Here is a 22,855-nt window from a genome sequence, read left to right on the forward strand (position 1 = left end):
GGCTGTGGCTGTGGCTGTGGCTGTGGCTGTGGCTGTGGCTGTGGCTGTGGCTGTGGCTGTGGCTGTGGCTGTGGCTGTGGCTGTGGCTGTGGCTGTGGCTCATGGGAAGGAGGGCATGTGGCTAAGAAGAGTCGGCGGCAGCCCGCAGAGGGGCAGAGACATGACACCGACGATCCGGGTACCTCCCGGCGCCGTTTTCTGCAGGCGGGCGGTATCGCGGCCGCCGGAGTCGTCGTCGGGGGAGCAGCGGGGGGTGCCGTCGGGGCCGTGATCGGCCACGGGCTCGGGGTGAGCGAGGCTCACGACGACTTCGTAGCTCTCGACCCGCGCGCCAAACCTGGCTTCGACCATCTCGTCGTCGTCATGGGCGAGAACCGCTCGTTCGACAATCTGCTCGGCTACCTCTACTCCAGGGAGAACCTGCCGGATGGAGCCCATTTCGACGGACTCGACTTCGGCGAATACAGCAATCCGGGTGTCGACGGCTCGACGATCGCCGCGCATCCGTACGAGGGAACCACCGACCACATCATGGAGCAGCCCTCGCCGGATCCCGGTGAGGAGTATCCGCACGTCAACACCCAGCTGTTCAATCGGATCGACCCTGCCGCGAACGCAGACCTCCTCGTCGAGCAGATGGAGGTGCCGTACAACGCGCCCGCCCCTGGCCAGGGCCCGACGATGGACGGCTTCGTCACCGATTACCTCGTGAACTACAAAAGGCTCAAGAAGAATGCGTCGCCGACGACGGAGGAGCTCTCCACGATCATGGGGTCCTTCACCCCGGACATGCTCCCCGTCTTGAGTTCGCTCGCACGCAACTTCGCGGTCTACGACAACTGGTTCTGCGCCGTGCCGTCTCAGACGTTCTGCAACCGTTCCTTTCTGCACGCCTCGACCTCGCACGGTTTCGTCACCAACAAGCACGGCGGCGGCTACGGAAAATGGCTCGACGCTCCAGTCGTCCCGACGGTGTTCGACCGCCTCGAGGAGGCTGGACTGAGCTGGCGCGTGTATTTCGACGAAACGCAGCTCGTGTCGCTCACCGGGGTGCTCCATGCGCCTTCGCTGCAGAAGTACTGGAGGACCGAGCGTTTTGCCACGATGCAGCAGTTCTACGACGACACGCGTACTGGCAGACTCCCCGCGTACGCCTTCATCGAACCGCGCATGACCTACAACCACAATGATTTCCATCCGCCGTTCGGCGAGCTTCGCGAGAGCGTCGTCGACGGGCAGACCGTTGTCGACAGCGCGGTCTCCGACGTCAGAGCGGGGGAGGCGCTGATCCATGACATCTACACGGCGGTGAAGACGAGCGCGAGCAGCACGGGCTCGAACGCCGTGAACACCATGCTGCTGATCACCTTCGACGAGCACGGCGGGACCTACGATCATGTTCCGCCGCCGCGTGCGACCCCTCCTGACGACAGCGGTCCGGGCGAGATGGGGTTCGAATTCGATCGGCTCGGATGCCGTGTGCCGGCGATCGCGATTTCGGCATACACGCGGGCAGGCACCGTCATCAACGATGAGATGCACCACGGCTCCGTCATCGCGACGCTCGCTCGGTTGCACGGCCTGAAGCCATTGACTCGGCGTGACGCCGGTGCGAACGACATGTTCAACGCCGTCAACCTCGACAGCCCCCGGCACCCGTCTACGTGGCCGTCGCCGACCCCTCAGTACATTCCACCGAACCCGCAGACGACGGCACCGCATCCGGGGCACGCGCACAAGGACAAACCCCTGAGTCCGCCTGCGCGCGGTCTGCTCGGACTCCTGATCGCGAAATACGCCGGCCCCGGCGTGGAGGAGCCGCAGACGTATGGGGAGGCCTACGAGCAGCTGCGCCGCTACGGAGCCGGACTGTTCGGCGCACCAAAGCAGGTCGGCACACCAAAGTAGGATTGTCTGGAACCCCCAACGAAGCTACAGACGGAGTCGCATGTCCGGAATCAGTGCAGAGCAGGTCGCGCACCTCGCTCGACTCGCACGTATCGACCTCAGCCAGAGCGAGATTGCCAGCCTCACGATCGAGCTCGACCAGATCGTCGACTCCGTCGCGAAGGTCATCGAGGTGGCGACGCCGGAGGTTCCGGCGACGAGTCACCCGATTCCGCTGGAGAACGTGTTCCGCGAAGACGTCGTCGGCGAGACGCTCACGGTCGAGCAGGCGCTCTCCGGTGCGCCCGAGCGCGACGGCAGCCGGTTCAAGGTTTCCGCGATCCTGGGGGAAGAGCAGTGAGCGTCGCCGAATCGATCATTCGGCTCAGCGCCGCAGAGCTGGCCGACAGGATCGCCACCGGCGATGTGTCGTCCGTCGAGGTGACGCAGGCGCACCTCGATCGGATCGCCGCCGTCGATGAGGCTGTTCACGCCTTTCTGCACGTCGCCCCCGACGCAGCGCTCGCCGCTGCGGCCGAGATAGACCGCAGGCGAGCGGCCGGCGAGGTGCTCGGCCCGCTCGCCGGCGTGCCGATCGCGGTCAAGGACGTGCTCGTGACGAAGGACATGCCGTCGACGAGCGGCTCGAAGATCCTCGAGGGCTGGATCCCGCCCTATGATGCGACCGTCGTGCGCAGGGTGCGCGAGGCCGGCCTCATCCCCCTCGGCAAGACCAATATGGACGAGTTCGCCATGGGATCGAGCACCGAGCACTCCGCCTACGGTCCCACCCACAATCCGTGGGCGCTCGACCGCATCCCCGGCGGGTCCGGTGGCGGGTCTGCGGCGGCGGTCGCCAGCTACGAGGCCCCTATCGCGCTGGGCAGCGACACCGGTGGATCGATCCGTCAGCCGGCGCACGTGACGGGAACGGTCGGCGTCAAGCCCACTTATGGCGCGGTCAGCCGGTACGGAGCCATCGCGCTCGCCTCCTCTCTCGACCAGATCGGACCCGTCACGCGCACTGTGCTCGACGCCGGCCTGCTGCAGGATGTCATCGCCGGGCACGACAAGCACGACTCGACATCGTTGCGCGACGTGTGGCCGTCCATGGCGGATGCCGTGCGCCGTGCCGACGTGAGCGGCCTGCGGATCGGCATCGTCACGCAGCTCGACGGCGAAGGTTTCCAGGCGGGTGTGCTCGCCCGCTTTCACGAGGCGCTCGCGCTGCTCGAACGGAACGGCGCCGAGATCGTCGAGATCAGCGCGCCGAGCTTCGAATATGCCATCGCCGCGTACTACCTGATCCTCCCGGCCGAAGCGTCCAGCAATCTCGCAAAGTTCGACTCGGTGCGTTTCGGCCTCCGAGTCAACCCCGCCGACGGCGGCACCGTCGAGCAGGTCATGGCTGCGACGAGAGAAGCCGGCTTCGGACCGGAGGTCAAGCGTCGCATCATCCTGGGAACCTACGCCCTGTCGGCCGGGTACTACGACGCCTACTACGGCAGCGCGCAGAAAGTGCGCACCCTCGTGCAGCGCGATTTCGATGCGGCGTTCGACCGGGTGGACGTGCTCGCGTCGCCGACCGCCCCGACGACCGCGTTCAAGCTCGGCGAGAAGCTGGAGGACCCCATGGCGATGTACCTCAACGACATCGCAACGATTCCTGCGAACCTCGCAGGCATCCCGGGGATCTCGCTTCCGGCGGGTCTCGCCGATGAAGACGGCCTACCGGTCGGAATCCAATTCCTCGCGCCGGCGCGCGAGGACGCCCGTCTCTACAACATCGGCGGGGCTCTCGAGCGTCTGCTCGAGGAACAGTGGGGTGGTCCGCTGCTCGGGAGGGCACCCGATCTGACCGAACTCGTCGCGGCCCTGGCCGAGGAAGGCGTCCGCTGATGGTCCGCCCAGAACTGATGGATTTCGACAAGGCGCTCGAACTCTTCGAACCCGTCATGGGTTTCGAGGTGCACGTCGAACTCAACACCAAGACCAAGATGTTCTCGTCGGCCCCCAATGAATTCGGTTCGGAACCCAACACCAATGTCACGCCGACCTGTCTCGGCCTGCCCGGTTCGCTCCCCGTCGTCAACGAGCAAGCGATACGCTACTCCATCAGCCTCGGCCTCGCCCTCGGCTGCTCGATCGCAGAGTCGAGCCGTTTTGCGCGCAAGAACTACTTCTACCCTGACACTCCGAAGAACTACCAGATCTCGCAGTACGACGAGCCGATCGCCTTCGAGGGGTCTGTCGAGGTCGAACTCTCCGACGGCTCGATCACGACGGTGCCGATCGAGCGCGCCCATATGGAGGAGGACGCCGGAAAGCTGACTCACGTCGGCGGCTCGACCGGGCGCATCCAGGGTGCCGAGTATTCGCTCGTCGATTACAACCGTGCAGGCGTCCCTCTGGTCGAGATCGTGACGAAGCCGATCTACGGTGCTGAGCATGCCTCTCCCGAACTGGCCAGGGCCTATGTCGTCGCCATCCGCGACATCGTCGTCTCGCTCGGGATCTCCGATGCGCGCATGGAACGGGGCAACCTGAGGTGCGACGCCAATGTGTCGCTGCGTCCGCGACGCACGCCCGGTGAGGATCCGGCGCCGCTCGGAACCCGTACCGAGACGAAGAACGTGAACTCCTTGCGTTCCGTGGAGCGGGCCGTGCGTTACGAGATTCAGCGGCAGGCTGCGATCCTGGCCGCCGGAGGACGCATCACTCAGGAGACACGGCACTGGCACGAGGACACGGGTAGGACCTCCGCGGGGCGCCCGAAGAGCGATGCCGACGACTACCGTTACTTCCCCGAACCCGATCTGCTCCCCGTCGTTCCGTCGCCGGAGCTCATCGAGGAGCTGCGTGCGGCGCTTCCGGAGGCCCCGGCGATGCGTCGGCGCCGGTTGAAGGCAGAATGGGGCTTCACCGACCTCGAGTTTCAGGACATCGCGAACGCTGGTCTGCTCGCTGAGGTGGCCGAGACCGTAGCAGCCGGCGCGAGCCCGGCCGCGGCGCGCAAGTGGTGGACGGGTGAGATCGCCAGACTGGCGAACGCCGCGGAGACGGATGCTGCGAGTCTGGTCTCGCCGCCAGACGTCGCCGCGCTCGCCGCGCTCGTGGAGAAGGGCGTTCTGACCGACCGGCTGGCTCGCCAGGTGCTCGAAGGAGTCGTGGCGGGGGAGGGGACTCCGCAACAGGTGGTCGACTCCCGTGGACTGGCGGTCGTCTCCGACGATGGTGCGCTCATTACCGCGATCGACGCGGCTCTGGCCTCTCAGCCGGACGTGCTCGAGAAGATCCGAGACGGAAAAGTGCAGGCGGCCGGCGCGGTGATCGGTGCCGTCATGAAGACTCTGAGGGGGCAGGCAGACGCCGCTCGCGTGCGCGAACTCGTTCTGGAGCGTGCGTCGGGCGACGCTTAGGAGCTACGACGCGATCGCGCTGGCCCCCGTGTCCGGCTCCGGCGCGGCAATCGGTTTCTGCACGGCGACGGCAACCGCCAGCAGTGCGGTGCTCACGACGGCGATCGCGAAGTCGAGTCCGAACAGCATGACGGTGAACGGCGGGATCACCATGAGGGATGCCGACAGGCCGACGCTCCAGTTGCTCGTCTTGATCAGTCGTCCGTCCTCGTCGTGCGATGGCATCGGTTGTTCGAAACGTCCGAGCAGCCGCGCGAGTCCGCCGAGTGCGAGCGCCGCACAGGCCAGGATCAGCGGTCGCGTCCACCACCAGGCGACGCTGCCCGGTTGCGGAGTCGGCAGCGGCGTCAGTAGCAGCAGGCCGATGACGAGCGCGAGCACGGGTAGGTGCCAGAGATAAAGTGTCATGAGGTGTCCGCCCACGATGCCCACGATGCGCCGCAATATCCGCGAACGCATGAGCAACGCGAGGGCGGGATGTGCGAGGACGAGCAGGCAGGTCTGTCCGATCGCGAGCGAGAGGATGGCTACGGTCGGCGGGTTGAGATTGTCGAGCATGTTCTCGGGGTAGCCGCTCGTGACGAGCAGGAAGAGCAGCAGGTAGCTGCCGGCGCCGATCCCGAGGATCGTCCATCTGGATCGGCGTGCGAACCATCCATCGGCCACCCAGAAGCCCAACTGCTGAACGAAGAGCCAGACGAAGATCATGTTGAGCAGGCCGAGCACTTCGATTCCACTGGCGAAGCGGAGGGCGTCTATCGCGACGGCGCAGCCGGCGAGCGTCAGCAGCGTTCCGAGCGGACGATTCTTGTGGAGCGTGGCCATTCCGGGCAGATATGCCTGCGCGAAAGTGTAGGCGGCGAGGAACCAGAGCGGCGAGGCGACTCCGGCGGCCATGGCCGCGACCGACGAGGGGGCGACACCTGTGAGATACAGCACGAAGATGCCGACCGTGAAGAAGGCGAAGAGAGGCACGGCGGGGCGTGCCAGGCGCAGCAGCCGGGCGCGGATGAACTCCGACGCAGTTCCGCCCGACGTCTCGAGACGCGTCCAGGCCCCGATCCCAGCGAAACCGCCGACGACGAAGAACAACGGCATGATCTGCGCGATCCAGGTCACCGGCGCGAGCCAGGATTGCTCGAGCAGGGGGCGCCGGATGACGAGTCCGACCCCCGGTTCGATGACTGCGCCGATCATGAGGAGATGCGCGACGATGACGAGCACGACGCAGAGAACCCGCACGAGATCCATCACCGGATCGCGTGCCGCGTCTGTTTCAGGGACCGATCCGGTCGAGGGTGGAGTTGATCCGCTGTTCATGGCGTCTCCGACTCGTGTAGAGCATGGTGCTCGATTCCCAGTGTGGCACTTCTCCCAGTGTGGCACTTCGGCGAGGAATTTGACCTCTCTCATTCGGGTGAGGCTCGGCGATCGTGCAGCCGGATGCCGGTGGTTGGAGTTATGGTCTGAGATGTGAGCAAGCAAGACGGAAGCGGGAGGCAGATCACCGAATCACCGGTCGACGATGGCTCCGCAACGATCTTGCACGTCGACATGGATGCCTTCTACGCCTCTGTAGAGTTGCTCAGTCGCCCCGAGCTTCGAGGAAGACCCGTGATCGTCGGAGGTCTCGGGCCGCGCTCGGTGGTCTCCGCCGCCAACTACGAGGCCAGACGCTATGGCGTCAACTCGGCGATGCCCATGGCACTCGCGCTCCGGCGCTGTCCCAACGCGGTGGTGCTGCCCGTGCGGATGCAGCTCTACCTCGAGCACTCGAAACGTGTCATGGAGATCTTCGAGCAAATGACCCCGCTCATCGAGAAGCTCAGCATCGACGAGGCATTCCTCGACGTATCCGGTGCGACCAGGCTTCTCGGCTCGCCCGGCACGATCGCCCGGATGCTGCGGGGGCGCGTGTTCGATGAGACCGGGCTCACCTGCTCTGTCGGAGTCGCGGCGAGCAAGTTCGTCGCAAAGCTCGCTTCGAGCCGGGCGAAGCCGGACGGCATGCTCGTCATTCCAGCCGACAAGACCCTCGAGTTTCTGCATCCGCAACCCGTCAGCGCGCTCTGGGGTGTCGGCAAGGCCACAGAGCAATCCCTCGCGAAGCTCGGGCTCACCCGGATCGGAGATCTGGCGCAGACGCCGCTGCCTACACTGCAGAGCATGCTTGGCGCAGCCCTTGGTTCGAGGCTGCACAACCTCGCCAACGGCGTCGATCCCCGCTCCGTATCGACGGAGCGAGAGGAGAGGAGCGTCGGCCACGAGGTGACGTTCTCCTACGACGTCACCGATCCGCGTGAGATCAGGCGGGCGCTATTGCGTCAGGCCGACGACGTCGCCGCTCGGCTGCGTCGGACGGGCCTCGTCGGTCGAACGGTCGTGCTCAAGCTGCGACACGCTGACTTTACCACCGTCACCCGCTCGCGCACGCTCCCCGAGGCGACGAACGTCGGGCGCCGCATCTACGAGGAGGCCGTCGCCGCCTTCGATGTGCTCGGGGTCGGCAAACGGATTCGCCTCATCGGAGTACGCGTGGAACAGCTCGGCGAGAGCGGCTCGTCGCTCGGTCTGTGGGATCCCGACGAGGAGTGGCGCGATGCCGAACTCGCGATCGACGAGGTGTCCGCCCGATTCGGCAAAGGCACGGTGCGCCCGGCCTCGCTCGTTGTGCGAGCGCCACGGGAGGAAGGACGATTGCCCGACTGAGTGGCTATGCGGGCAGGCGACATCGTGGGACCGAGACCGCGCGGGACGCACTCGGCACCTAAGGAGACGCTCTCGATCTCGAGGCGAGCGGGCGGATGTTCCTGACTATCGTTCTGGCTCTTCCTGGAACTGTCGCACCTCGATCGGGAGCGTGATCGCCCGGGTGATCCTGCGTGCCCAGTTCAATGCGGCATCGAGATCGGGAGCTTCGATGATGGAGATCCCGCCCAGATACTCCCTGGCCTCGGCGAATGGACCTTCGGTCGTGAGAATCTCTCCATTGCGCAGACGCACAACGGTCGCGGTGCTCGGAGCGAGCAGGCCGCCTGCGAACACCCACGCGCCTGCAGCCCGGATCTCCTGGTTGATCGCTTCGAGATCGGCCATGATCGCGGCCAGGACCTCAGGTGAAGGCGGCTCGCCTTCCGGCTGAAATACGCTCAGCAGATACTGCGTCATTCTGGATTCCTCCTCGGCTCCGAACGGCTGTTGCCGAATCAACAGCCGACAGGAGGATTCTCCCACCGGACATGCTGCTGAGGCGAGAAGCGGCGAGAAGCGGCGGAGTGGAGCGTCGTGTCGTGCAGGCCTAGCCGTCGACCCTCGCTCCGGGTAGCGTGGCTGTATGACCAACGTGGCCCTTCAGCTCGCAGAATCCGTTCGCTCCATCGGCGTGAAATCCGTCTACGGCGAACCCGTGGAAGTCGATGGTGTGACTGTCATGCCCGTTGCCCTGGTGCAATATGGCTTCGGCGGCGGCTCGGCTGACGAAGGGGCGGACGCCGGTTCTGGTGGCGGAGGTGGCGGATTGTCCATTCCGATCGGCGCATATGTCAAACGTGATGGTGCGCTGCGTTTCGAACCGAATGTGATCTCGCTGCTCGCCGTCGGTATCCCCTTCGTCTGCGTCGCAGGACATGCTCTGGCACGCGTCATCCACGCGCTCAAACGATGACTCGAACGGACCGAGCCTCGACACCGATGTGGTGACTCAGGTCATCGGCTTTCCGCGACGGCGCATGATGAGGCGCAGACGATAGAAGGCGGGGCGAAGAGGCTTGCCGGACGCGAGCCTGCGTCGTCGCCGGATGAACGAACCAAGAAGCAGCAGCAGAAGCGCCGAGAGTGACAGCAGGATGCCGACGCTCACCCTGTCGCACCCGGGTGGCTGCTCGTCGTGGCGGTCATAGAGCGATGCTACAGGGCTATACTCGATCTCGAACACGGGAGTCCGGTGAGCCGGGCTGAGAGGAAGGTTCTCAACCTTCGACCGTCAAACCCGATCTGGATCATGCCAGCGCAGGGAGGCTGCTCATCTCATACCCGTGCCCTCTTTTCACCGGCTGAAAGGGCACGACAGTGCACGCGACAACCACCTCATCCGCCTCATCGACCGTGCAGCGGAACCACAGCTGGCGGGTCGTCGACATCGTCGTCGCGAGCGTCATCGGCGTGGCAAGCGGGGTCATCTTCTGGGCTTGGGGCCAAGCGTGGTCTCCGCTCAGCGGTCTCCTCGCATTCGCCCCGGGTCTCGAGGGTCTCCTGGCCGGCGGATGGCTGTTCGCCGGAGTGCTCGGCGGTCTCGTCATTCGCAAGCCGGGTGCCGCTGTCTATACGGAGGTGATCGCCGCGATCGTCTCGATGCTGATCGGCACCCAATGGGGCTTCTCGACTCTGATCTGGGGTCTCATCGAGGGGCTCGGAGCCGAGATCGTCTTCGCGATCTTCCTCTACCGCACCTGGAACCTCGGAGCCGCACTGCTGGCCGGTGCAGGAGCAGGCGTAGCGGTCGGCTTTCTGGACACCACGTTCTCGAGTTACGCGGCGCTCGAGTTCAGCTACAAGGCCATCTATTTCGTTGCCGAGGTCGTGTCCGGAGTCGTTCTGGCCGGCTTGCTCTCGTGGCTTGTGATGCGGGGACTCGCATCGGCCGGTGCTCTCAACCGCTTCGCGGCAGGCCGCGAGGTGCGAACCACCGAGGCCGGGGACGCCGCCTAGGTCGCGGCATGCCGAACCAGCGCAGCACTCGCGACGCGGCTGGCACCCGTGTCTCAGCTCGAGGGTGGGGATGGCGTCACGCGGGCCGTCGCTCGATGGCGGTCGCCGGGCTCGATCTCGAGATCGAGCCGGGCGAGCGCGTCCTCCTGCTCGGATCGTCCGGGGCCGGCAAGAGCACGCTGCTGCATGCCCTCGCCGGCGTGCTCGGCGGCAGCGACGAAGGCGAGGAATTCGGTCAGCTCCTGGTCGACGGTCGAAGACCGGAAGACGCCCGCGGATCGGTCGGTCTCGTGCTGCAGGATCCGGACTCCCAGGTCGTCCTCGCGCGCGTCGGCGACGACGTGGCTTTCGGTTGCGAGAATCTCGGCATCCCTCGTGAGCAGATCTGGCGACGTGTCGGCGAGGCTCTCGACGCGGTCGGGCTGAATCTGCCGCTCGAGACCCCGAGCTCGTCCTTGTCGGGAGGGCAGAAGCAACGTCTCGCCCTCGCCGGGGTGCTAGCCATGCGCCCGGGACTCGTCCTCCTCGACGAACCGACGGCGAACCTCGACCCAGAGGGGGTGAGCGAGGTACGCGACGCCGTCGCCAGAGTGCTCGCGGAGTCGTCGGCGACTCTCATCGTCGTAGAACATCGTGTCGCTGTTTGGCAGCATCTCGTCGACAGGGTCGTCGTGCTCGACCCAGCCGGCGGGGTGCTTGCCGACGGCAGCCCGGATGCCGTTCTCGGTGCAGAGGGGGAGCGGTTGGCCGATGCAGGGGTATGGGTGCCTGGTCGCCCTCCGCGTACCCCGGCACGCTCGCCTGTGGCCGGTGAACGGCTGCTCCTCGCGACAGACGTCTCCGTTGGACGTACCCCGTTCGCAGCGCGTCGGCCGGACGTTGTCGCGGCCGGGATCTCGTTCGAGCTGAGGGCTGGAGTGGCGATGGCGGTCACGGGAGTCAACGGGGCAGGAAAGTCGACCCTCGCGCTCACCATCGCCGGCCTGTTGGCGACGGCCGGCGGCGATATCGTTGCAAGCGAGGCGCTCGCCCGTGGCAGGGGAGCGAGTCCGCGGCAGTGGCGCAGCCGTGAGCTGCTCACACGTATCGGTGTCGTCTTCCAGGATCCCGAGCACCAGTTCCTCACCGGGACCGTGCGCGACGAGTTGCTGCTCGGACCCAGGGTGCTCAGAACGGACCACGGCGAAGCCGCTCGCCGCGCCGACGAACTGCTCGAGCGTCTCCGACTCACACGTCTGGCCGCGGTCAACCCCTTCACGTTGTCTGGCGGCGAGAAGAGGCGACTCTCGGTGGCGACGACCCTCGCCACCCGCCCGCAGCTGCTCGTGCTCGACGAGCCCACCTTCGGGCAGGATGCGCGTACCTGGCACGAGCTCATTGTTCTGTTCGGGGAACTGCTCGACGATGGCACGTCCATCTTCGCCGCCACCCACGACCGCCTCGTCGTCGACGCGATCGCCGACGTCGAGTACGTGCTCAGCCGTGGTGCAGACCGGCTCGAGGCGGTGAACGGATGAGCTTCATCGCCCCCGAGATTCGAGACAGCGCGATCGCACGGGTGAATCCTGTGGCGAAGCTCATTGTCGCGCTCACCGTGAGCCTTGCACTTCTGTTGTCGATCGATGTCGTCTCGGCCGCCGTCGCGCTGGCACTCGAGAGCGTACTGTTGGCGTGGAGCGGCCTCAGCGCCCGGCAGTTCTGGCACCGGACGCTCCCTGTGTGGGTCGCCGCTCCGTTAGCCGGGCTGACTACGGTGCTCTACGGCGAGGACTCGGGCGCCGTGATCTGGCAATTGGGCTGGATATCGGTGACGGAGGGCTCACTCACCCTCGGCCTCGCGATCGCGTTGCGCGTTCTCGCGATCGGCTTGCCCGGGATCGTGCTGTTCGCGACCACCGATCCGACAGATCTGGCCGATGGGCTCGGTCAGGTGTTCCGACTGCCGGCACGTTTCGTGCTGGGCGGCCTTGCCGGTCTTCGGCTCGTCGGTCTCGGAATCCAGGACTGGCGTTCGCTCGGCCTCGCTCGGCGTGCTCGTGGGGTCGCAGACGATGGAGGCATCCGTCGCCTGTTCGGGCAGGCATTCGCCCTTCTCGTGATCTCGGTGCGGCGTGGCAGCAAGCTCGCGACCGCCATGGAAGCGAAGGGTTTTGGTTCCAGCAGCCCGCGCACCTGGGCGCGCGCGTCGCGTTTCGGCGCTGCGGAGATCGCCGTCATCGCGGTCGGTGTCGCGGTCGCGGCCGTCGCGATCGGTGTCGCAGTCGCTGCCGGAAGCTGGAACTTTGTCCTCGCGTGAACTTTGGCCGCCCATCGCTGGAATCCGCGCTCTGAAGCGCGCGGTTGAAGAGAGCGGCGGGACGCCGGTTGTGCTCATCGATGGACCGAGTGGTGCGGGAAAGAGCACACTGGCCGACAGGCTCGTGGACGAGTGGCCGACCGGAGCACGACCCCAGCTCGTGCGCCTCGATGACATCTACCCCGGCTGGGACGGGCTCGATGCGGCGTCCGAGCTTCTCGTCGACGAGCTACTCGAGCCACGCTCGCGTGGGGCCTCTGCCGGCTGGCGACGTTTCGACTGGGCAGCCGACCGGCCAGCGGAATGGCACGAGATCGATCCTGCCCGTTCCTTGCTGGTGGAAGGGTGCGGGGCGCTGAGCATCCGTTCCTCGGCATTCGCGGACATCCGGATCTGGATCACAGCAGACGACGCCGTACGCAAGGTTCGTGCTCTAGCGCGAGACGGCGGGAGCTTCGACGCCCACTGGGACAGCTGGCAGGCCCAATGGGAACGGTTCGTGGCGCGGGAACGGCCCGAGGAGCTCGCCGGTTTCCACATCGATGCCGACCTCGACGCAGCTGAGAAACCGCGATTGCTCGGGCCGAATCCCGGCGAATGGGTCTAGCGTGGTTGCATGACCAACGCAGAGCCGCAGAGCGTCTTGTACATCGCCGAGTTCATCGACGGCCCCCTCGAAGGCGAGACCGAGCGTCGAGTTCTCCTCGGGGGCACTTTCGAGGAGCGCGTGGGGATGGTCGCGGCCGTCGAGGGATTGGAGTCCCTTTTCTGGTACAACGCGATCGACAGCCGCGAAGTGCAGGGCCAGCTGCATGTGCGTTACCGGTTCGACCGTGGCGACTCAGACCCGGTAGAAGCCAGCGAAGAGAACGATTGAAGCCGGAGGGCTCGCTTCCCGACCTCGGTTCTGTTATCGACCTCATCCCCAGCTGGTGAACAGCGACCCGATCATGGGGATCGGGTTGAGCAGCCGCCATCCCGGACCGGGGTCGCCGATGGCCGCATCGAGTTCGAGCGGTGACGAGACGTCGCCACCCGGCGAAGTCACCGTGACACGACCGACGACCGCGCCGACCCTGGCCGCGCCGATGTCGTCGAGCTCCACCCGGGACATTCCGGAGTGCGCTGCCCACCCGGGACGCGTTCTCTCGACGGCCGCGACGGCCGCTGCGGAGTCACCCCACGGAGCGCGGAACGTTGCATACTCCGAGCCCGCGGCGATGACGGGAACAGGTGCCGCCCCACTGCGGGCGCTGGTGATCAGGGCAAGGATATCGGCTTCGAGGGTGTCATAGTCCGGCTCGCGCAGGAACGCCGCAGAAAAGGCCATGGTGGCGTCGCCCTCGCCGACCGTCGCGCTGAAGAGCAGGCAGACCCCTGCGGCGTCCGTGAAGCTGCGGGAGATCCCCGTGATGCCTTCGCTCTGCAGGTAGGAGGTCGTGTTCTCGACACCGCGATCGTTGACGAGGGCGGATGCCGGATTGGCCAGGATCTCGGCGATGGCGGGGTTTCCGGTCGTGAGTGTGGCCAGTCGCGCCACATCGCTCGCCGTTCCCACGCTCCGCTCGGAGAGTCCGGTCGTGTCGACGACGTGGATCCCGCTCAGATCGTGTTCGGCGAGCCAGGCGTTCGCGGCCCCGAGATAGGCGTCCACGGATCCGTACGCCCAGCGTGCCAGCGTATCCGCATGGTTATTGCTCGATCCGAGGATGGTCGCCTGAAGAAGCTCACGTTCTGTCCAGCTCTCACCGGGAAACACGGCTACCGCGCGGGCGTCGGCGGAGCTGTAGTCGATATAGCCCTGGTAGTCGGCAGGCCCGATCGTGACGGACGGTCCGGTGTGGCCGGCTTCGACGGGTTTCGTGTCCAGGACGACGAGCGTCGTGACGAGTTTCGCGATTCCTGCGATGGGAATCGGGTCGGCTGTGCCCGAGACGGCGACAGGAGCGGTGTCGCCATCGACGATGACGGCGCTCGCACCCTCAGCGGGCAAGACCGGCGGGCTCGATGTCGTTTCAGGCTCGGGAGTCATCGACACGGCACTCGTGACGGCTGGCAGTGGGCCGAGCAGGGTGGCCGGGCCGTAGACGCCGAGTGTCAGGATCGCGACGGTTCCGCCCAGGATGCCGAAGAAGCGCCCCGGTCGGAAAGTTCTCATGGGGCCAGGCTAGCTCGACAGGCCGGAAGCGTTCGGAGAGCGCGCCGCGACGAGAGGATCACCGTCATCCCCAGCCGAGCTCATGCAGCTTGTCGTCGTCGATGCCGTAGAAGTGGGCGATCTCGTGTACGAGAGTGATGTGGATCTGGTCGCGCAGCTCGTCGACGCTGTCGCAGATCGAGAGCAGCGGCTCTCGGTAGAGCACGATGCGGTCGGGCATCTCCCCGAAGCCGTATTGACCGCGTTCGGTCAGAGCGACGCCGTGGTAGAGGCCGAGCAGCCCGAGGGAGCCGTCCTCCGGTCGATCCTCCACGACGAACACCACGTTGTCGAGACCGTCGACCATGTCGTCTGGAAGCTCGTCCAGCTCATCGACGACGAGTCTCTCGAACCCGTCTGCGTCCAGGTCAAGAGGCACGATCGCACCTTTCGCTCGGAAAATCGCTGGAGTGGGCGACGGGGCTCGTGCCCGTGATCCTGTTTGTGGCGCTGTACGGCGACCAGGCGCTCTTGGCGTTCCTTCGAAGCACGTTCGGCAACATTACCCCACGACTTAACACCGTGGTCGCACGCGGGCGATCATCGCCCGGTCGCTCATGCGATTCAGAACTTCGTGATCGATCCGCGATCTCCACATTCCTCGCCCTCTCCCGCTGCGAGGATTGCAGTGCCCCAATAAGTGCATTATGATGCACTTATGGTGGAAGCGAACGCTTTGGCGGCGGCGATCGGCGCCCGGGTGAAGCAGGAGCGCAAGACTCGACACTGGACGTTGGATCAGCTCGCTGAGGTCGCGGGTGTCAGCCGACGCATGATCGTGAATGTCGAGAACGGTGCAGCGAATCCGAGCGTGAACACCCTGCTGCGGATCAGCGATGCCCTCGGCATCGGGCTGCCGGCGCTCGTGGAGCCGCCGGCCCGTTCAGGTGTTCGCGTCACACGCAAGGACGAGGGATCGACGTTGTGGCAAGGCGACCACGGCGGGCGTGGGGTGCTGGTCGCGGGCACGCAGAAACCGGACGTGCTCGAGCTGTGGGACTGGACACTGAACGTCGGCGACACGCACGTGAGCGAGGAACACATGGCCGGGACGAAGGAGCTGCTGCAGGTGCTCTCCGGTACTGCCGAGATCGTCGTCGGTGATGAAGCGTTCAGGTTGACCGCCGGGGACGCGATCACCTTCTCCGGGGATCTGCCCCATTCCTACACGAACGTCGACCAGGACACGGTGCGCTTCGTGCTGGCCGTGTTCGAACCCAACGTTGGATCACGAGAGAACGGAGCCGCGAGTGCGCGACATTCATGAACTCGAAGACTTCCTCGCCGGGGCGACCGTCGCCGACGAGGTGCACGCCTTGCGCCCCGACTACCGGGCCCTGCTGCTCGCCGTGGACGGGATCGAGCCCGCCGCGAGCGACGATGAGAGCGAAGCGCTTCTCATCCGGGCGGAAGCGAGCGCGGCCGCCCGGCTCGCTGACCGGCCCGTCGAGGAGCTGCCGCACATCGCCGCGTGGCGAGACGTCTATCGAGCCTTCGGGGCGAAGCCGCAGCGCACCCGCAATAGCCTCGAAGCCCTCACACGCCGGGCGGCGAATGGTCTGCCGCGGGTGAACCGGCTGACCGACATCTACAATGCGATCTCGGTCAGTCACCAGCTGCCGCTCGGAGGCGAGGATCTCGACGCATACACGAGTGCGCCACACCTGATCCGCGCCGCCGGCACGGAACCGTTCGACACGACGGCAGGCGGCGAAACCGTGATCGAACACCCCGACGCGGGTGAAGTCGTCTGGGCGGACAGCAGCGGCGTCACCTGCCGCCGCTGGAACTGGCGTCAGTGCCGCCGCATGCAGCTGACGGACGACACCAGTGCGGCCCTGTTCATCCTCGATGTGCTCGACCCCGCCACCGACGACGACCTCGCGGCTGCGGCCGACGAACTCACCACTCACCTGCGCGTGCTTGGCGCGAACGTGATCATCGTCCGCCGCCTCATCACCAACAACTGACACGAGGACACCATGACGAACCGACCCGACAAGCACGACCCCGCATCCGTCGCCTTCGCCACGTGGGCGGTCCACGGCGGCAACCATGTCGACGCCGGCACCGGCGCCGTTCGCGCTCCGCTGATCATGGCCAACTCGTACGCCCTGCCCGAGGACCCGGCTTCGATGGACTGGTCCGCCACCGACGTGCTGACCTACACCCGCAACGGTGGCGCGAACCAGGAAGCGCTGGAACGCAAGCTTGCGGCGATGGATGGCGCCGAGGCTGCCGCCTGCTTCGCCACGGGCGTCGCAGCGCTGCACGCCGTGTTCTTCACCCTTCTCAAGTCCGGTGACCACGTCGTCGTGTCGAACGTGACGTACGAGGCCGTGTGGCGTCTGTTCGCCGAGCTGCTGCCCGAGCGGTACGGCATCGAGGCCACGTTCGTCGATGTCGGAGACCTCGACGCGGTCCGTGCCGCAGTGCGCCCGAACACGAAGCTGGTGCACGTGGAGACGATCGCGAACCCGACAACGAAGGTCGCCGACGTCCGGGCGATCACGGACATCGCGCACGCCGCGGGCGCGCTCCTCACCGTCGACGGCACCTTCACCCCGCCGCCGTTCTACCGCCCGCTGCAGGACGGAGCCGACCTGGTCGTCCACTCGCTGACCAAGTACATCAACGGTCATGGCGACGCCATGGGCGGTGCTGTCATCGGCAGCACCGAGCTGGTCGAGCGGATCCGTCACGATGCTCTCGTCGATGTCGGCGGGGTGATCTCACCGTTCAACGCATGGATGATCATGCGCGGATCCGTCACCTTGCCGCTGCGCCTGCAACGACACCTGGCATCGGCGGAGAAGGTCGCCGCGTTCCTCGACTCCGACCCGCGCATCGCGTTCGTCGAATACCCGGGACTCGCATCCCACGTGCAGCACGAGCTGGCGGTCCGTCAGTTCGGTGGACGCGGCTACGGCGCCATGATGGCGTTTGCCGTCGATGGCGACTCCGACTCGCAGAACCGGTTCGTCTCGAACCTGCGCGTCATCACCTCAGCCGTCTCGCTCGGCCACGACGAAACCCTGATCGTCCACGTCGGGCCGGATGCCCGCGGGGGCAGCGAAAGCTACCCGGAATCGTTCCTCACCTACGGCCACCTGAGACTGTCCGTCGGGCTCGAAGACCCCGACGATCTCATCGCCGACATCCGCGCCGCCCTCGACCACACGGAACTCACCGGCTCACCGAACGCGGGGTCATGACCGGCTTGTTCTCGGGCGTGAGCGCGTTCCCGCTGACCCCGCTTCGGGATGACGTGCTCGACGAAGGTGCGTTTGCGGCGCTGGTGCGCCGGGTGGCGGCATCCGGGGTCGACTCGATCACCGTGCTGGGCTCGACCGGCTCGTACGCGTACCTGTCGCGCGAGGAGCGCCGCACCGCAGTGCGGATCGCGGTAGAGAACGCAGGCGGGGTGCCGGTTTTCGTCGGCATCGGCTCGCTGCGCACGAGCCATGTGCGGGCTCTCGCAGACGACGCGCAGGAGGCCGGAGCCGGCGCCGTGCTGCTCGCCCCGCTGACATACCAGGCGCACACTCCCGACGACGTGTTCGGCTTGTACGAGGACGTCACCCGAAACCTGTCCGTGCCCCTCATCGTCTACGACAACCCGGGCACCACGCACTTCACCTTCACTGACGAGCTCTACGGCCGGATCGCGCAGTTGCCGAATGTGGCATCCGTGAAGATCCCCGGCGTCCCCGCCGATCCGGATGCCGCGGCAGACCGGGTCGCGGCGATCCGGGATAGCATCCCGGCATCTGTCACGATCGGGGTGTCCGGGGATGCGGCCGCTGCAACCGGCCTGAATGCCGGGTGCGATGCCTGGTACTCCGTGATCGCTGGCACACTGCCCGAGCCGGCACTGGCCATCGCCCGCGCCGCCCTTGGCGGGGAGGCGGCCGCTGCGACGGCGGAATCGGACCGCCTGGCACCGTTGTGGGCGCTGTTCGCGCGCTTCGGGAGCCTGCGCGTCGTTGCTGCGATCGCCGAGCGTGAGGAGTTGGTGGCCCGAGGCTGCTTGCCGCTGCCGATCCGCGGACTCGACGACGTGGCCCGCACGGAAGTCGCCGACGTGATCGAGTGCCTCGGGCTGCATCCGGCGCGATGACTGCGCACACCCGTCCGCATTCGGTCGTGGCGCGTGGGAGCCCGGCCCGATATGTGCTTGCCGCGACCTGGCCCGCACCTCGGACGGCGGTGGGGTCGCGGCTGTCGCGCTGCACGGCGCCGCTCTCGCCGTTGAACCGCGCGCCGCGATGCCACCGAGGAAGTCGGAGGCACCCCAGAAGCCGCTCGAGAGCAGCGCCTCGAGCACAGGAATCATCGGTTCGCTTTCCACTTTTGCGGCAGGCCGAAGAGCATCGGGCGACCAGCCCGAGGGTTGAGGGCCTCAGGCCGGGGTGGGAGTGTGGGCGAGGCCGAGTCCCGGGGTGCCGTATGTCGCGATGACTTCGCCGAGCACGACACGGTAGCTGCCGATCCACTTGTCATGCTGTCTCTTCGCCTCCCGGTGGACGGGCAGGCCGATGAGTTGCTGCATCGCTTCGCGGGTCTCCCAGTAGTAGACCTCCGAGTACAGGCCGGTCTCCTGGTTGAACCACTCCTCCTCGCCGAGGAATCCTGGGATCGCGTGCGCTCGCTCTGCGATCTCGTTGTCGAGGCGATGGAACTCGTCGTCGTAGGGCTTCGCTTCAAAGATGAAGGTGGATGTGTACATCGATGCCTCCGCGCATCATCGAGTAGGTCACCGGGTTGCAGTGCACTATTAGGTGCACTATAGTGCCTTTTTAGGTTCCTCCACAACTCATCCGGAGGAAGGCCAGGAGGCCAACAGATGGAGTGGGTGATCCTCATATCCGCCGGAGCGATGGAGGCTGTGTGGGCGCTCGCTCTCGCCGAGTCCAACGGCCTGAAGAAGTGGAAGCCCAGCCTGATCTTCGGGGTCGCGTCCGTGCTGAGTTTGGTCGGCCTGGCCGTCGCGATGCGCGCTATCCCGACCGGGACCGCCTACGCAGTATGGACGGGCATAGGCGCCGCGCTCACCGTCCTCTGGTCGATCTTGAGCGGCAAAGAGAAGGCGACGACCGCCAAGCTGCTCCTCCTGCTCGGGCTCGTGGCGTGCATTGTCGGTTTGAAGTTGGTGCACTGATGCACTGGCTCATCCTGGTGATCAGCGCCGTGTTCGAAGCGGTCTGGGCGACAGCTCTCGGGCACTCGAACGGGCTCACCGAGCTGCTCCCCAGCATCTTGTTCCTCATCGCCCTGTTGATCAGCCTTGGCGGCCTGAGCTATGCAATGAAGGCCATCCCGATCGGAGTCGCCTACTCCGTGTGGGTCGGCATCGGCGCATCTCTCACAGTCATCGTCGCAATGATCACAGGCGCAGAACCTGTCTCCGTCTGGAAGCCCCTCTTCATCGCAGGCATCGTGGCATGCGTGATTGGTCTCAAGGCTGCACACAAAGCCCCGGAACCCGACGCCACGAAGCCTGCGGACCGCCGGTGACCGCCGAGACCATCGACGCTGTCCGATCCTGAGCGTCAGCGACGGCTGAATATTTGCGCCTCGTTCGGGGCTGAGGACAATGGCGGACCGAGACCCCAGGCACATGCCAAACGGGCTACTCCCGGCGCAGGAGCATGGCCTCCAAAACTATGCGCCGCTCATGGCGCGTACCCGCACTGTTTGTGAGCCTGTGAGCCTATGAGCCTATGAGCCTATGAGCCTATGAGCCTATGAGCCTGTGAGCCTGTGAGCCGATGGTCTATTGGCGGATGAGCTGCATCTGTCTAAGTCGCAAGTCGGTCGCCTGTTCGTGGAAGCGTTCGGGAAGTCGCCGATCGCGTATCTGACAATGCTGCGCACGGAGCGGATGGCCGGGCTCCTGCGAACCAAGGACAGTCCAGTTGCGGTGATCGCCCGCGAGGTCGGGTGGGGTGACCCGGACTTCGCGGCACGCCAATTCCGACGCAGCGTTGGCGTCACGCCGAGCAAGTATCGCGCGATCAGCCGCTGTCAGGCGCGCGGCGAGCCAAGTGAACCAATGCAGGGCTAGGCGCATCAATTGTATTCAGCGACAATGGTGCAATGGTCAGCGAGCGCGGGGATCGATCAGCAGCCCCCAACGGCGGTGCGGATCGTTTCGATGGGCCGGCGGAACTTCGAGCGTTGGGTGAGAGGCTCCTGTCAGACTCGCCGCGGATCGTGGTCCGGATGCAGGACCGGATCGTTGCCGAGGTAGCCGCGTATAGGGGTGGAGCGGTGCCGGCGTCCGTTCTGCGCAGCGCGTGTGAGCAAAACGCACAGTTGATCTACGGCTCGCTCGGCCAGGCAGCCGTGCTGGCCATGCCGCAGAGTCGAGCCGATGGCGCTGATCGTGCCGCCCGAGGGGTCGCGCTGGCCGATGTGATGGCGGCGTACCGCGTCGGTGCACAGGTGCTTTGGGAGGAGTTGGCCGCGGAGTCCGTCCGCTCGGCCGTGGCGTACGGAACGGCTATCGGCGCGGCGCAGCAGATGTGGCAGGTGCTCGACGTGTACACGCAGGAGATGACCAGCGGGTACCGCGAGGCGCTGGCGGCACGCGCTGTCGCCGATGCCGAGGTACGGGCGGCGCTGATCGCGGCACTGCTGTCGGGTGACCTGCGTGGCCCGCAGTTGGCGGAGGCGGCGTCGTCGTTGCGCTTGTCGGCGCGAGGAGACTTCGTGTCTGTCGTCCTCACTCGGGCGGAGGGCGACGCTCTGCTGACCTCTCGGATCTCAGCCGAGTTGGAGCGGCGCGGGATGCGATCGGTGTGGTCGCCGCAGGCGACATCGGCCTCGGGGATCGTCGTGCTCTCCGGTGGCGTCGCCAGCCTGAGCCAGGTCCTTGGTGAGGCCGGGGTCCGCGCTGGTGTTTCGCCGATCGTGGATCGGCTGGAACTCGTCCCGGAGAGTATGCGTCTGGCACGTCTCGCCCACGATGGTTCCTCCGCCGTCCGGCGGGTGGTGGTCTTCGACAACGAACCGGTCGCCGTTACGGTCGCCACGGCGGCGGTGGTGATGCCCCGGATCACGCAGACGGTCCTTGGTGATCTGCTCGCGTGCCCGGAGCCCTACCGCTCCACGCTGCTGATGACCTTTTGGACGTGGGCGACCTGCGGCGGCGACCTGCGGAGCGCCGCCGGACGGTTGTTCGTGCACCCGAACACCGTGCGGTACCGGTTGCGGCGGGTCGAAAAGCTGACCGGCCGGTCCTTGAGTGATCCGCGTGGGCTGACCGAACTCACTCTCGCCGTCGAGCACGCCCTGGCGACGCTGCAAGACGAGGATGGGCTCGGTCGGTGACCCGCCCACGATTGTTCGCCAGAACAAGAGCACCGCGAAAGGCTCGACTCCCCAGACAGTGACACGCCGAGTGATCACGGGGACGATGGTCCACAACGCGATGATGGAGGTGGCCCGATGGGCATTGCAGCGTGGGAGGCGGACGAGGTCCGCCACGCCAACGAGTCCGAACGCACTCCTGTGTTGTTCGTGCACGGACTCTGGATGCTGGCGTCCAGCTGGCAGCCATGGAGGTCGTTTTTCGACCAGCAGGGCTATGCGACGCTCGCGCCGGGCTGGCCCGACGACCCTGCGACGGTCGAGGAGGGCCGCGCGCACCCCGACGTGTTCGCCGGCAAACACATCACGATGATCACTGACCACTATGAAGAAGTCGCCCGAACCCTGCGTCGCCCGCCGGTGATCATCGGCCATTCGTTCGGCGGTCTGATCACCCAGCAGCTCGCCGGACGGGGCCTCGCGATCGCCTCCGTGGCTATCGATAGTGCGCCGTTTCGGGGCGTTCTGCCGTTGCCGTTCTCTGCGTTGAAGGGTGCATTCCCGGTCATCGGCAATCCCGGCAACTACCGGCGGCAGGTGATGCTCACCTTCGAGCAGTTCCGGTACTCCTTCGCGAACGCGATCGAGGAGCGAGAGGCACGGGAACTCTACGACCGTTACCCGGTGCCCGGCTCGGGGATGCCGCTGTTCCAAGCCGCGTTCGCCAACGTCAAGCCGAGCACCGAAGCCGCAGTCGACAGCCTGAACCCGGACCGCGGCCCGATGCTCATGATCACCGGAGGCGACGACCACATCGCTCCACCCGCAATCCTCCGGGCCTCGTTCGCCAAACAGAAGCGCAACCCTTCCACGACCGAGATGGTCGAAGTCCCGGGCCGTGGCCACTCACTCGTCTTCGACAGCGGCTGGCAAGACGTCGCCGCCATCGCCCTCAGCTTCGTCCAGCGGTTCGCGCCCGCCTCCCCGAACCCTGCGCAGCGTGCCGAGTAAAGTCTGGCGGGCGTCGCGCACCCG

The 22,855-nt window shown here is 66.2% G+C and carries 26 protein-coding genes; 20 read left to right on the forward strand and 6 right to left on the reverse strand.

Features of this window, described 5'->3' with window-relative positions; translation table 11 throughout:
- Positions 1–117 precede the first annotated feature (117 nt).
- From ACFQB0_RS04035 to gatB, 4 genes are read left to right on the forward strand one after another with little or no spacing between them, the layout of a single operon-like run.
- On the forward strand, positions 118–1,908 hold the full coding sequence (locus tag ACFQB0_RS04035) for an alkaline phosphatase family protein (RefSeq protein ID WP_386727882.1): 1,791 nt from the start codon (positions 118–120) through the stop codon (positions 1,906–1,908).
- Between the two features lie 40 nt (positions 1,909–1,948).
- Positions 1,949–2,248: an Asp-tRNA(Asn)/Glu-tRNA(Gln) amidotransferase subunit GatC gene (gene gatC / locus ACFQB0_RS04040; protein WP_386727885.1), complete on the forward strand. Its 300-nt coding sequence runs from the start codon at positions 1,949–1,951 to the stop codon at positions 2,246–2,248.
- A complete protein-coding gene (gatA, locus tag ACFQB0_RS04045) occupies positions 2,245–3,786 on the forward strand; it encodes an Asp-tRNA(Asn)/Glu-tRNA(Gln) amidotransferase subunit GatA (protein WP_386727887.1) in 1,542 nt (513 codons plus the stop codon). The genes gatC and gatA overlap by 4 nt, the downstream gene beginning before the upstream one ends.
- On the forward strand, positions 3,786–5,306 hold the full coding sequence (gene gatB, locus ACFQB0_RS04050; RefSeq protein ID WP_386727889.1) for an Asp-tRNA(Asn)/Glu-tRNA(Gln) amidotransferase subunit GatB: 1,521 nt from the start codon (positions 3,786–3,788) through the stop codon (positions 5,304–5,306). The genes gatA and gatB overlap by 1 nt, the downstream gene beginning before the upstream one ends.
- A gap of 3 nt (positions 5,307–5,309) precedes the next feature.
- Here the strand turns inward: gatB and ACFQB0_RS04055 are convergent, their stop codons facing one another.
- On the reverse strand, positions 5,310–6,626 hold the full coding sequence (locus ACFQB0_RS04055) for an acyltransferase family protein (RefSeq protein ID WP_386727891.1): 1,317 nt from the start codon (positions 6,624–6,626) through the stop codon (positions 5,310–5,312).
- A 153-nt stretch (positions 6,627–6,779) separates the two neighbouring features.
- On the opposite strand from ACFQB0_RS04055, the gene ACFQB0_RS04060 reads away from it, so the two are divergent.
- On the forward strand, positions 6,780–8,015 hold the full coding sequence (locus ACFQB0_RS04060; protein WP_386727893.1) for a DNA polymerase IV: 1,236 nt from the start codon (positions 6,780–6,782) through the stop codon (positions 8,013–8,015).
- A gap of 105 nt (positions 8,016–8,120) precedes the next feature.
- On the opposite strand, the gene ACFQB0_RS04065 is transcribed toward ACFQB0_RS04060, so the two are convergent.
- Complete coding sequence (locus tag ACFQB0_RS04065) at positions 8,121–8,474, reverse strand: YciI family protein (protein ID WP_386727896.1); 354 nt, start codon at positions 8,472–8,474, stop codon at positions 8,121–8,123.
- A 166-nt stretch (positions 8,475–8,640) separates the two neighbouring features.
- Here ACFQB0_RS04065 and ACFQB0_RS04070 point away from each other — a divergent pair, with 166 nt between their 5' ends.
- Positions 8,641–8,970 (forward strand): hypothetical protein, encoded by a 330-nt coding sequence (locus ACFQB0_RS04070; RefSeq protein WP_386727898.1) that lies wholly within the window; start codon positions 8,641–8,643, stop codon positions 8,968–8,970.
- A 36-nt stretch (positions 8,971–9,006) separates the two neighbouring features.
- Here the strand turns inward: ACFQB0_RS04070 and ACFQB0_RS04075 are convergent, their stop codons facing one another.
- Positions 9,007–9,240: a hypothetical protein gene (locus tag ACFQB0_RS04075; RefSeq protein WP_386727901.1), complete on the reverse strand. Its 234-nt coding sequence runs from the start codon at positions 9,238–9,240 to the stop codon at positions 9,007–9,009.
- Between the two features lie 134 nt (positions 9,241–9,374).
- Between ACFQB0_RS04075 and ACFQB0_RS04080 the strand changes: the two genes are divergently transcribed.
- Genes ACFQB0_RS04080 through ACFQB0_RS04100 form a run of 5 tightly spaced genes read left to right on the forward strand, consistent with a single transcriptional unit; the run spans position 9,375 to position 13,186 of the window.
- Positions 9,375–10,013: an ECF transporter S component gene (locus tag ACFQB0_RS04080; RefSeq protein ID WP_386727904.1), complete on the forward strand. Its 639-nt coding sequence runs from the start codon at positions 9,375–9,377 to the stop codon at positions 10,011–10,013.
- Positions 10,014–10,021: 8 nt separating this feature from the next.
- On the forward strand, positions 10,022–11,530 hold the full coding sequence (locus tag ACFQB0_RS04085) for an ABC transporter ATP-binding protein (RefSeq protein ID WP_386727907.1): 1,509 nt from the start codon (positions 10,022–10,024) through the stop codon (positions 11,528–11,530).
- Complete coding sequence (locus ACFQB0_RS04090; RefSeq protein ID WP_386727909.1) at positions 11,527–12,309, forward strand: energy-coupling factor transporter transmembrane component T family protein; 783 nt, start codon at positions 11,527–11,529, stop codon at positions 12,307–12,309. The genes ACFQB0_RS04085 and ACFQB0_RS04090 overlap by 4 nt, the downstream gene beginning before the upstream one ends.
- Positions 12,296–12,916 carry an ATP-binding protein gene (locus ACFQB0_RS04095; protein ID WP_386727911.1) on the forward strand — a complete coding sequence of 207 codons (621 nt, stop codon included), beginning with the start codon at positions 12,296–12,298 and terminating at the stop codon, positions 12,914–12,916. Before ACFQB0_RS04090 ends, ACFQB0_RS04095 begins: the two co-directional genes overlap by 14 nt.
- A gap of 9 nt (positions 12,917–12,925) precedes the next feature.
- Positions 12,926–13,186 (forward strand): hypothetical protein, encoded by a 261-nt coding sequence (locus ACFQB0_RS04100; protein ID WP_386727913.1) that lies wholly within the window; start codon positions 12,926–12,928, stop codon positions 13,184–13,186.
- Positions 13,187–13,228: 42 nt separating this feature from the next.
- Here ACFQB0_RS04100 and ACFQB0_RS04105 read toward each other — a convergent pair whose 3' ends face one another.
- Together ACFQB0_RS04105 and ACFQB0_RS04110 are read right to left on the reverse strand one after the other, a co-directional pair.
- On the reverse strand, positions 13,229–14,467 hold the full coding sequence (locus ACFQB0_RS04105) for a D-alanyl-D-alanine carboxypeptidase family protein (protein ID WP_386727916.1): 1,239 nt from the start codon (positions 14,465–14,467) through the stop codon (positions 13,229–13,231).
- Positions 14,468–14,531: 64 nt separating this feature from the next.
- Complete coding sequence (locus tag ACFQB0_RS04110) at positions 14,532–14,888, reverse strand: metallopeptidase family protein (protein WP_386729639.1); 357 nt, start codon at positions 14,886–14,888, stop codon at positions 14,532–14,534.
- Positions 14,889–15,164: 276 nt separating this feature from the next.
- Here ACFQB0_RS04110 and ACFQB0_RS04115 point away from each other — a divergent pair, with 276 nt between their 5' ends.
- The 4 genes from ACFQB0_RS04115 to ACFQB0_RS04130 are packed head-to-tail and all read left to right on the forward strand — an operon-like array spanning position 15,165 to position 18,626.
- Positions 15,165–15,773, forward strand: coding sequence for a helix-turn-helix domain-containing protein (locus tag ACFQB0_RS04115; RefSeq protein ID WP_386727919.1), 609 nt, complete (start codon positions 15,165–15,167; stop codon positions 15,771–15,773).
- Complete coding sequence (locus ACFQB0_RS04120; protein ID WP_386727921.1) at positions 15,757–16,476, forward strand: B3/B4 domain-containing protein; 720 nt, start codon at positions 15,757–15,759, stop codon at positions 16,474–16,476. Before ACFQB0_RS04115 ends, ACFQB0_RS04120 begins: the two co-directional genes overlap by 17 nt.
- A 12-nt stretch (positions 16,477–16,488) precedes the next feature.
- Positions 16,489–17,721: a trans-sulfuration enzyme family protein gene (locus ACFQB0_RS04125; protein ID WP_386727924.1), complete on the forward strand. Its 1,233-nt coding sequence runs from the start codon at positions 16,489–16,491 to the stop codon at positions 17,719–17,721.
- Positions 17,722–17,726: 5 nt separating this feature from the next.
- Positions 17,727–18,626, forward strand: a complete 900-nt coding sequence (locus tag ACFQB0_RS04130) for a dihydrodipicolinate synthase family protein (protein WP_386729642.1) — start codon at positions 17,727–17,729, stop codon at positions 18,624–18,626.
- Between the two features lie 282 nt (positions 18,627–18,908).
- Here ACFQB0_RS04130 and ACFQB0_RS04135 read toward each other — a convergent pair whose 3' ends face one another.
- Entirely contained in the window at positions 18,909–19,235 is a 327-nt protein-coding gene (locus ACFQB0_RS04135; protein WP_386727927.1) for an antibiotic biosynthesis monooxygenase family protein, read from the reverse strand.
- Positions 19,236–19,352: 117 nt separating this feature from the next.
- On the opposite strand from ACFQB0_RS04135, the gene ACFQB0_RS04140 reads away from it, so the two are divergent.
- From ACFQB0_RS04140 to ACFQB0_RS04160, 5 genes are all read left to right on the forward strand, one after another.
- Positions 19,353–19,667: a DMT family transporter gene (locus ACFQB0_RS04140; RefSeq protein WP_386727930.1), complete on the forward strand. Its 315-nt coding sequence runs from the start codon at positions 19,353–19,355 to the stop codon at positions 19,665–19,667.
- Positions 19,667–20,023, forward strand: a complete 357-nt coding sequence (locus ACFQB0_RS04145) for a DMT family transporter (RefSeq protein WP_386727933.1) — start codon at positions 19,667–19,669, stop codon at positions 20,021–20,023. Before ACFQB0_RS04140 ends, ACFQB0_RS04145 begins: the two co-directional genes overlap by 1 nt.
- Before the next feature lie 262 nt (positions 20,024–20,285).
- Complete coding sequence (locus ACFQB0_RS04150; protein WP_386727936.1) at positions 20,286–20,573, forward strand: helix-turn-helix domain-containing protein; 288 nt, start codon at positions 20,286–20,288, stop codon at positions 20,571–20,573.
- Positions 20,574–20,731: 158 nt separating this feature from the next.
- Positions 20,732–21,841 carry a PucR family transcriptional regulator gene (locus tag ACFQB0_RS04155; RefSeq protein WP_386727939.1) on the forward strand — a complete coding sequence of 370 codons (1,110 nt, stop codon included), beginning with the start codon at positions 20,732–20,734 and terminating at the stop codon, positions 21,839–21,841.
- A 117-nt stretch (positions 21,842–21,958) separates the two neighbouring features.
- A complete protein-coding gene (locus tag ACFQB0_RS04160; protein ID WP_386727941.1) occupies positions 21,959–22,831 on the forward strand; it encodes an alpha/beta hydrolase in 873 nt (290 codons plus the stop codon).
- The last annotated feature ends 24 nt before the right edge of the window (positions 22,832–22,855 follow it).

This window comes from Luethyella okanaganae (assembly GCF_042660285.1).
GTDB lineage: Bacteria > Actinomycetota > Actinomycetes > Actinomycetales > Microbacteriaceae > Luethyella > Luethyella okanaganae.